The sequence below is a fragment of the Herbaspirillum sp. UBA812 genome (genome assembly GCF_002296545.1).
Lineage (GTDB): Bacteria > Pseudomonadota > Gammaproteobacteria > Burkholderiales > Burkholderiaceae_D > Herbaspirillum > Herbaspirillum huttiense.
This window is the reverse complement of sequence record NZ_DBIC01000265.1, coordinates 1-7,472: the sequence shown is the minus strand read 5'-3', so window position 1 is coordinate 7,472 and position 7,472 is coordinate 1. Positions and strand designations below refer to the sequence as shown.

The 7,472-nt window shown below is 63.5% G+C and carries 9 protein-coding genes and 1 riboswitch; of the genes, 7 read left to right on the top strand and 2 right to left on the bottom strand.

What is annotated here, in order from left to right; genetic code table 11:
* The coding region (locus B3873_RS17915) for a hypothetical protein (protein ID WP_286867739.1) at positions 1-210 on the top strand (210 nt) is incomplete at its 5' end.
* Here B3873_RS17915 and galU read toward each other — a convergent pair.
* Both galU and B3873_RS17905 read right to left on the bottom strand, forming a co-directional pair.
* On the bottom strand, positions 203-1,216 hold the full coding sequence (gene galU, locus B3873_RS17910; RefSeq protein WP_276838103.1) for a UTP--glucose-1-phosphate uridylyltransferase GalU: 1,014 nt from the start codon (positions 1,214-1,216) through the stop codon (positions 203-205). The genes B3873_RS17915 and galU overlap by 8 nt on opposite strands.
* 79 nt (positions 1,217-1,295) lie before the next feature.
* Complete coding sequence (locus B3873_RS17905) at positions 1,296-1,703, bottom strand: hypothetical protein (protein WP_286867737.1); 408 nt, start codon at positions 1,701-1,703, stop codon at positions 1,296-1,298.
* A gap of 424 nt (positions 1,704-2,127) precedes the next feature.
* Here B3873_RS17905 and B3873_RS17900 point away from each other — a divergent pair, with 424 nt between their 5' ends.
* The 6 genes from B3873_RS17900 to B3873_RS17875 all read left to right on the top strand — a co-directional run bounded on the left by B3873_RS17900 (position 2,128) and on the right by B3873_RS17875 (position 6,985).
* On the top strand, positions 2,128-2,379 hold the full coding sequence (locus B3873_RS17900; RefSeq protein WP_017450312.1) for a GlsB/YeaQ/YmgE family stress response membrane protein: 252 nt from the start codon (positions 2,128-2,130) through the stop codon (positions 2,377-2,379).
* A 314-nt stretch (positions 2,380-2,693) separates the two neighbouring features.
* A complete protein-coding gene (gene pgm / locus B3873_RS17895; RefSeq protein ID WP_039787969.1) occupies positions 2,694-4,343 on the top strand; it encodes a phosphoglucomutase (alpha-D-glucose-1,6-bisphosphate-dependent) in 1,650 nt (549 codons plus the stop codon).
* A gap of 168 nt (positions 4,344-4,511) precedes the next feature.
* Positions 4,512-4,892: a hypothetical protein gene (locus B3873_RS17890; protein ID WP_286867734.1), complete on the top strand. Its 381-nt coding sequence runs from the start codon at positions 4,512-4,514 to the stop codon at positions 4,890-4,892.
* A 50-nt stretch (positions 4,893-4,942) separates the two neighbouring features.
* A complete protein-coding gene (locus tag B3873_RS17885; RefSeq protein WP_209534696.1) occupies positions 4,943-5,089 on the top strand; it encodes a hypothetical protein in 147 nt (48 codons plus the stop codon).
* A gap of 367 nt (positions 5,090-5,456) precedes the next feature.
* A complete protein-coding gene (locus tag B3873_RS17880) occupies positions 5,457-6,152 on the top strand; it encodes a hypothetical protein (protein WP_286867732.1) in 696 nt (231 codons plus the stop codon).
* Between the two features lie 197 nt (positions 6,153-6,349).
* Complete coding sequence (locus tag B3873_RS17875) at positions 6,350-6,985, top strand: hypothetical protein (RefSeq protein WP_286867730.1); 636 nt, start codon at positions 6,350-6,352, stop codon at positions 6,983-6,985.
* A 68-nt stretch (positions 6,986-7,053) separates the two neighbouring features.
* Positions 7,054-7,283: riboswitch (cobalamin riboswitch) on the top strand.
* Positions 7,284-7,472 lie beyond the last annotated feature (189 nt).

Below are 7,472 nucleotides of genomic sequence, written 5' to 3'. Positions count from 1 at the left end.
CATCTCACGCCTATTGATGAAATGGGTTCTACTTGTCCCGGGCGAAATGAACTTCTCCAGATTCATGGCCGCGATGCTAGCAAGTCCAGGTTAAAACTCTGTGACAAAGGTCAAAACAATTTATACGAAGCGCAAAGCCACAAAAAAAAAGCAGCCCGGCCTTGCGGACGGACTGCAATCAACAACGCTCTCTACCGGGGACTTACATGATGCTGTTGGCGACGGCTGGCAATTTGTCGCTGGAGACCGGTGTGCTGCCAGGCTGGTTGCCGGCAGCGGTCTTCAGTGGGGTCACGGTGGCCGGGCCCTTGGGCTGGGCGGCCTGCGCCAGATCGTTCTGGCTGGTGAATTCCTGCAGGAACTGGGCAAAACCGGTGCCGACTTCCTTGTGCTTGAAGCCCATGGCGACGGCTGCCTTCAGGTAGCCCAGCTTGGAGCCGCAGTCGAAACGCTGGCCTTCGTAACGATAGGCCAGGATCTGTTCCTGTTCCATCAGGGCCGAGATGGCGTCGGTCAGCTGGATTTCGCCACCGGCGCCGGTGCCGATATTTTCCAGGCGCTCGAAGATGGCCGGGGTCAGCACATAGCGGCCCACCACGGCCAGGGTCGACGGTGCATCTTCCGGCGACGGCTTTTCGACGATGCCGCTCAGCAGCTCGGTACGCTCGCCGTGTGCAGTGCCGCTGACGATGCCGTACTGGCGGGTTTCCGGACGCGGTACATCCTGCACGGCCAGCAGGCTCTTGCCTTCGCGTTCATAGAGTTCGGTCATCTGCGCCATCACGTTTTTCTGGCCGGGCGCGGCATCCATGAAATCGTCAGCCAGCAGCACGGCGAAGGGCTCGTCACCCACCAGCGGCTTGGCCAGCAGCACGGCGTGGCCCAGGCCCAGCGGCTCGGCCTGGCGCACGTAGACGCAGTTGATGTGCTTGGGAATGACGTTGCGGATGGTTTCCAGCAGCTTCACCTTGCCGGCGGCTTCCAGTTCGGATTCCAGCTCATAGGCCTTGTCGAAGTGGTCTTCGATGGCGCGCTTGTTGCGGCCGGTGATGAAGATCATTTCGGTAATGCCCGCTTCCACCGCTTCTTCAACGGCGTACTGGATCAGCGGCTTGTCGACGATGGGCAGCATTTCCTTGGGCTGGGCCTTGGTGGCGGGAAGGAAGCGGCTGCCGAGGCCGGCGACGGGGAAAACGGCTTTGGTGATTTTTTTCATGGTAAGTCCAGGTTTGGTTGAGTGAAGGGCGTGACACCCTATGGCACACAATGCAGGCTTGCTAGCGACTTGCGCCTCCTCACGCCTGTCTGTTGTTCTTGATCATCTTCATCTGCAAAAACGCGCGGCATCCCTGAAACAGGGGCGCGACGCCGGGGAATGCGTGGCTCAATGCATGCGCCGCAGTCTCCAGCAGGGAAGCACGCGGCTGACGGCGCGTTGCCGGTACAGCGGCCGCTGCCTGCTCATCCACCAGCGCGATGCGCTGCGGCAGGCTGCCTTCGTTGAGTTGGTCCAGCACCGAAGCCAGCTGCGGTGCCTTCATCGAAATCTGATGCAGCATCTCGGCCGACTCGCGGGCGTAGCGGGCATAGTGTTCGACGAAATCAGCGCTCTCGGCGGTCTGCGGTGCAGTGCCGAAGGTGTTCAGCGCGAAGGCATTGGCAAAGACGGGTGACGGACGGGCACTGGTTTCGGTGGCGGTCATGATGGCGGCTCTCTTGGAAATCGGGCTGGCGAATGCGGTATTGGTCAGGCGCGGCGGCAAGCGATGGAGGCTGTGTTCGATGCTGCATTGCGCTTATGTGCAGCAAGAGTAAAAAAACTCGCGCTTCCTCTCTATAGGAATGCCGCCTTTTGCGATGTAGGAAAAGAGGAAGGCGCGACCATGACCGCTTTGCGCGCCGCAAACCAGCGCGGCCTGGCGCTGATCGGCTCAACAGCGCCACATGCCGGGCTTGTCCTACAAGGAAATGGGCCGCTGTCCGATACCTTGCCGACGTGCGCTTTTCTATCATCACCTCATCTGTTGAGCAGAGCGCTTGCAGAGAACAGGAAGCAAGAGGAAGCCCCTGCATTGCACGGTTTCCGACATCAACCCAAGAACGACAGAACGATTGAAAGGGAACATCATGGAACACGGACTCATCGCATGGCTGATCATTGGTGCCGTTGCCGGCTGGCTGGCCGGTGTGCTGGTCAAGGGTGGCGGCTTCGGTCTGCTGGCTGACATCCTCATCGGTATCGTCGGTGCCGTCATCGGTGGCTGGCTCGCCGGCCTGCTGGGCATCGCCGTGGGTGGCGGCATCCTGGCCTCCATCGTCACCGCGACGCTGGGTGCCATCGTGCTGCTGGTGATCGTGCGCGCCTTCCGGCGAGCCTGACCAGGCCTGCACGCGGCCACGCCTGAAGGGGCGCGGCCGGTGTTTCTGCCCTGACCGAATGCGTCCGTGCCTTGGCCCGGACGCGTTTTGCTTTTCGGCAAGAAGCTTCATGCGTTAGCGGCACCCGCGCATCGCCGTGGCCCGCAAAGCCCCGTGAACAGTGCCTCGCGGCAAGCTTTCTGCAAGAATCTTCATATCGATGCTGCAGCGCGCCATCCTGGCGTTACAATGTCCGGGACGTTGAAAAAAGATCAAGTAGCGAAGTGGCCGTGCCACCTCGTTTCCTCAGATATCCATTCATCCAGAACAAACCTATGAGTAGCGTCAATCCCCTCGCCGGCAAGCGTGCCGCACCCTCAGCCCTGGTGAACCTGCCGGTGCTGCTGTCGAACTACTACAGCCTGCGTCCCGATGTGGCCGAAGCCAGCCACCGTGTGGCTTTCGGTACCTCCGGCCATCGCGGCAATGCCAATCTGCACAGCTTCAATGAATGGCATGTGCTGGCCATCACCCAGGCTATCTGCGACTACCGCAAGGAGCAGGGCTTCAAGGGACCGCTGTTCCTGGGCATCGATACCCACGCCCTGTCGGAACCGGCCTGGCACAGCGCACTGGAAGTGCTGGCCGCCAACGAAGTGGTGACCATGCTGGCCGCGGGCAGCCCCTATGCGCCCACGCCAGCCGTCTCGCACGCGATCCTCACGCACAACCGCGTGCACCGTGACAAGCTGGCCGATGGCATCGTGGTCACGCCCTCGCACAACCCGCCGGACAATGGCGGTTTCAAGTACAACATGCCCAATGGCGGTCCCTCGGATTCCAACGTCACCAGCTGGATCGAGAAGCGCGCCAATGGCTATCTGGAGCAGAAGCTGGAAGGCGTGCGCCGCATCAGCTTCGAGAAGGCCCTGAAGGCCGAAACCACGCGCCGCTACGACTACCTCGACAACTACGTGGGCGACCTGCCCAACATCATCGATCTGGGGGCCATCTCGGCGGCCAACGTCAAGATCGGGGTGGATCCGCTGGGCGGTGCCGGCCTGCATTATTGGTCGGCCATCGCCGATCGCTACAAGCTCAACCTGGAAGTGGTCAACACCGATGTCGATGCCAGCTTCCGCTTCGTGCCGCTGGACTGGGACGCGCAGATCCGCATGGATCCGTCCTCGCCCTATGCCATGAGCGAGCTGATCGCCCTGAAGGACCGCTTCGACGTCGCCATGGCCTGCGACACCGACCATGACCGCCACGGCATCGTCGCCAAAAGCACCGGCCTGCTGCCGGCCAACGACTACCTGTCGGTGGCGGTGTATTACCTGTTCCGCCATCGTCCGGCCTGGCGTGCTGACGCGGCTGTGGGCAAGACCCTGGTGTCGAGCCAGATGATCAATCGCGTGGCCGATCACCTGGGCCGCAAGCTGCTGGAGATGCCGGTCGGTTTCAAGTGGTTCGTCGATGGCCTGTACGACGGCAGCCTCGGCTTCGGTTGCGAGGAAAGCGCCGGTGCCTCCTTCGTGCGTTTCGACGGCCAGCCCTGGAGCACCGACAAGGACGGCATCACTGCCGCCTTGCTGGCCGCCGAGATGACCGCCCGCACCGGCAATGATCCCGGCCAGATCTACCAGGACCTGACCCGCCAGCTGGGTGCGCCCGTCAATGGCCGCAAGGAAGCCGCCGCCACGCCGGAGCAGAAGGCGCGCCTGTCCAAACTGTCGCCGCAGGATGTGACGTCGACCGAGCTGGCCGGCGAGACCATCCGCGAGGTGATGACGACCGCACCGGCCAACGGCAAGCCCTTCGGCGGCCTGAAGATCGTCACCGACAATGGCTGGTTCGCGGCCCGTCCTTCCGGCACCGAGAGCATCTACAAGATCTATGGCGAGAGCTTCCGCGACCAGGCGCATCTGGACCGCATCTTCGCCGAAGCGCAAGAGATCGTGACGCGCGCGCTCAAGGCCAGCTGAATGCGCTGACGTCTTGCATTGCGCAGGCCGATGACGCCGCCACCCCTTTGGGGCTGGCGGCGTTTTTTTCCGGCCTTCCTACAGGCGAATGGGCCGATGTCTGGCTGAGGGCAGGGCAGGGGCTTCGTAAGATGAAGTATTGTTTGTCACCTTGTCAGGAGGACCGCCATGAACCTGCCTCGTCCGGATCTCGCTGCAGAGTCCGCTGCAGCGCAGGGCGCGCGAGCACCGGAAACCCCGGCAGCCGCACTGCTGCGTCCACCCGGCACGCCGCCTGCGCCGTCAGGCGCGCCCGTGCCGGATCACATCGTGGCCGATCCCGGCCATGTCGTTGAGCCCGACGGCACTGAAGACCCGCTGGCCAATGCCGATGATGGCCTGCTGCCCACGCTGCCGGCACGGCCCGGCGACCACCCGACCCCTTTACCCTCAGAGGAGAACACCATGCACAAGCCCCAGGACACCCCGCCGGTCGAGGTTCCGCCGCTGGATCCGACGCCGCCCCAGGACCCGATTCCCCATCAGAACCCGATGGCCGGCCAGCGTTGAGCTCGCTTGCCGGATTCGTCAACAGGATTGCCCTGCCCGAGGAGGTCTGTTTGTACCATTCCCTGCACACCCCGCAAGAAACCCCGCCGGCCAACGAGCCCAACCTGCCGCCGCCGGCACTGCCCGATGATGAGCCGGTGCCGGTGCAAGATCCGCCCGACAATCCCCGGCCTTCCGACAAGCCTTTGCGCATGTAAGTAGCTGTCGTTGAGCGCGCTTGCGAGGCAGGCGCGCCATTCCTCCGGTACGCTTCCTGCCGCCGGTCGCGACCTTGCTTTTTGCTTTTTCGTTCATCTCTTGCCAGCTATTGAGCGTGCAACATGCCGTTGCGCGGCCATTGCGACTGCGCACTGTCCTGTTCTTTCATATCGCCCCGAAACCGCCGTGATTTCGGCCCTCACCGACACCGCTGCAGTGTTCCATCCCTCCTGCGATTCTTTCGCGTTGATTGAGACTTTTCTCGTTCAAGCCGCTTTGCATTTGTGAAAGCATCTGCTTTTTGCGGAGACTGCAGATGAATTGAGCAGGACTGCCACCTCCGCCGTCCTTGTCAGGAGTGGCACCTTGTATCCCTATCCTCCGCAGTCCATGGGTTTTCCCGCTGGCCGCCGCCACACCGTGCTGGCGGCGCTTCCTCTGCATGTGCTGGTACGCCTGCAGCCAAGCGGCAGCAGCACCGCCCGGGTGCTGTGCGAGCCGGTCAAGGCCGGGCCGGCTGCCGGTGCGCAGGCCATGGTGCTCTACCTGTCTCCCTTTGATGCGCATCTCGATGCGCTCTGGCTGGGTCTGGCCGTGGAGGATTACCAGGTACTGCCGGTGGCGTCCTTTTCCCCCGATGAACTGGTGGCGCGTCATCAGGGCCACTTGCCGTACTGCCTGCATCTGGCATGGGGCGCGCACGATGGCCGCATCGCCGTGCGCGCGCAGGGCGATCCGGTGCGGCTGTCGTCGGCGCGCGTGGCCCAGGTGTCGGCGAGCATCGACAGCATCCCGCTGGACATCGGACTGGCCGATCTCGAATGCCACGCCCGGCTCTGGGACTGCGCCGGTCTCTACGCCCATGCGGAGACAGCGGCCCGGCTGGAACAACTGAACCCGCAGCAGCGCCACCGGCATGCCGAGCGGGCCATGGAGCGCATCCCGGGCCGCACCGAACCGGGCCGGGAAATCAACCAGATCGCGCTGTATGACGCCGAATCGGCGCAATGGCACTTCGTCGCCCTCGATTTTCTTGCCGAGGTGGTCGCCGGGCCGCGCTGAGGCCGTCGCGCGCCGACATCGGCCCGCCGGTATCGGCACCGGGCGCACAACAGGGCGCACGCCGTCCTTGGCAAGTGACTTGTTCCTGCTCATTGAGAGTTTTCTGATATCCATGGCATTGCCCTTCTGCAACCATGGTGGCCGGTTGTGTTTCTGCTGCAGCCGATCTGATCCGCCGTCTGTTGAAGGAGCTGTCAATGATTTGCTTCCTTGCCCATGCCTCTCCCTGGAAGAAGTGCGCGCTGCGCTGCCTGCCCTTGGTCCTGCTGTTCGTCTGTCTGGCGGCGCTGCCCGGTCCGCCTTCGCCGCCCGAAGAAGTGCTGGCCAGTTGCCTGGCCGTAGACCATTTTCCCCTCAGCCGGGTCAGCATCGATCCGGTCGCAGGGCGGGTCGAGGTGATGGAAAGCGGCCCGGCATCTCCCTACAGCCTGTATCTGCCCGATGGCGACAATCGCCAGTGGCGCATCGGTTATGCCAGCGGCAAGCCCCCCGGACGTGACTATCTGTTCGTCAATTCCCATCGCGGCTACCTTGACCGCGCCATCGGCCTGTCACCGGAGCGCGCGCCCCGGCTGTCCCGCCCGCAAAAGGCCTCGTTTGCCGTGCTGGGCTTCCTGGGGGAACGCTACCTGTGCCTGATGGAAGTGCACGGGCACGGTCCCCGGTCCGGCCAGCGCTCGGTGTACGTGGCGCGCATTCCCACCCGCATGGGGGCGGAAATGAGCCTGTATTACAAGCTGGCGGCTTCGCCTGCCTTGCCGCAACTGCCGGCTGCTTCCGCCAGTGCTTCCCCCTCATCCTCCTCACCGCTCCAGCCCGCCTTGCCCCGCTGAAGTTGCCGCCAGCCCGGCACAAGCTGACAATGCCGGTTGCCCAAGCCCGCCCCCGCCTTTATACTTCGCCACTTAGCATTGCTTCTGGTATTCCTGTGCGCAGCCGCGCCTGGAATTGAAACGGGAAGCCGGTGCGGCCGGTGCCACAGCATCGGGCCAAAGCCGGCGCTGCCCCCGCAACGGTAAGCGAGGAAGGACACGCACTACGCCACTGTGCCCCGCGCATGGGAAGGCGCCTGTCCCGAAGCCCAGGCTTCCCCTCGCCAGCCCGGAGACCGGCCCGAGGCAAGTTCTTGAATGCATCGCGGAGGGCGATCATGCGGAAAGCTTCCATCATTTCCCGCTGGTGTGAACCGGTGCCGTCAGCCGACGGCGGGATTGTGCTTGGGCGCTCGCCGTGTGGCTTCCTTCGTTTCATCCACCTGCCAAGGAAAGCGCATGTCCACTCCCTCCGGTCTCGACGCCCGTCACACCGCTGATTCTTCCT

What these genes read in the sequence shown, in the direction of transcription:
- galU (WP_276838103.1), bottom strand. Translation starts at nt 1,216, where the DNA reads ATGAAAAAAATCACCAAAGCCGTTTTCCCCGTCGCCGGCCTCGGCAGC.
- B3873_RS17905 (WP_286867737.1), bottom strand. Translation starts at nt 1,703, where the DNA reads ATGACCGCCACCGAAACCAGTGCCCGTCCGTCACCCGTCTTTGCCAAT.
- B3873_RS17900 (WP_017450312.1), top strand. Translation starts at nt 2,128, where the DNA reads ATGGAACACGGACTCATCGCATGGCTGATCATTGGTGCCGTTGCCGGC.
- pgm (WP_039787969.1), top strand. Translation starts at nt 2,694, where the DNA reads ATGAGTAGCGTCAATCCCCTCGCCGGCAAGCGTGCCGCACCCTCAGCC.
- B3873_RS17890 (WP_286867734.1), top strand. Translation starts at nt 4,512, where the DNA reads ATGAACCTGCCTCGTCCGGATCTCGCTGCAGAGTCCGCTGCAGCGCAG.
- B3873_RS17875 (WP_286867730.1), top strand. Translation starts at nt 6,350, where the DNA reads ATGATTTGCTTCCTTGCCCATGCCTCTCCCTGGAAGAAGTGCGCGCTG.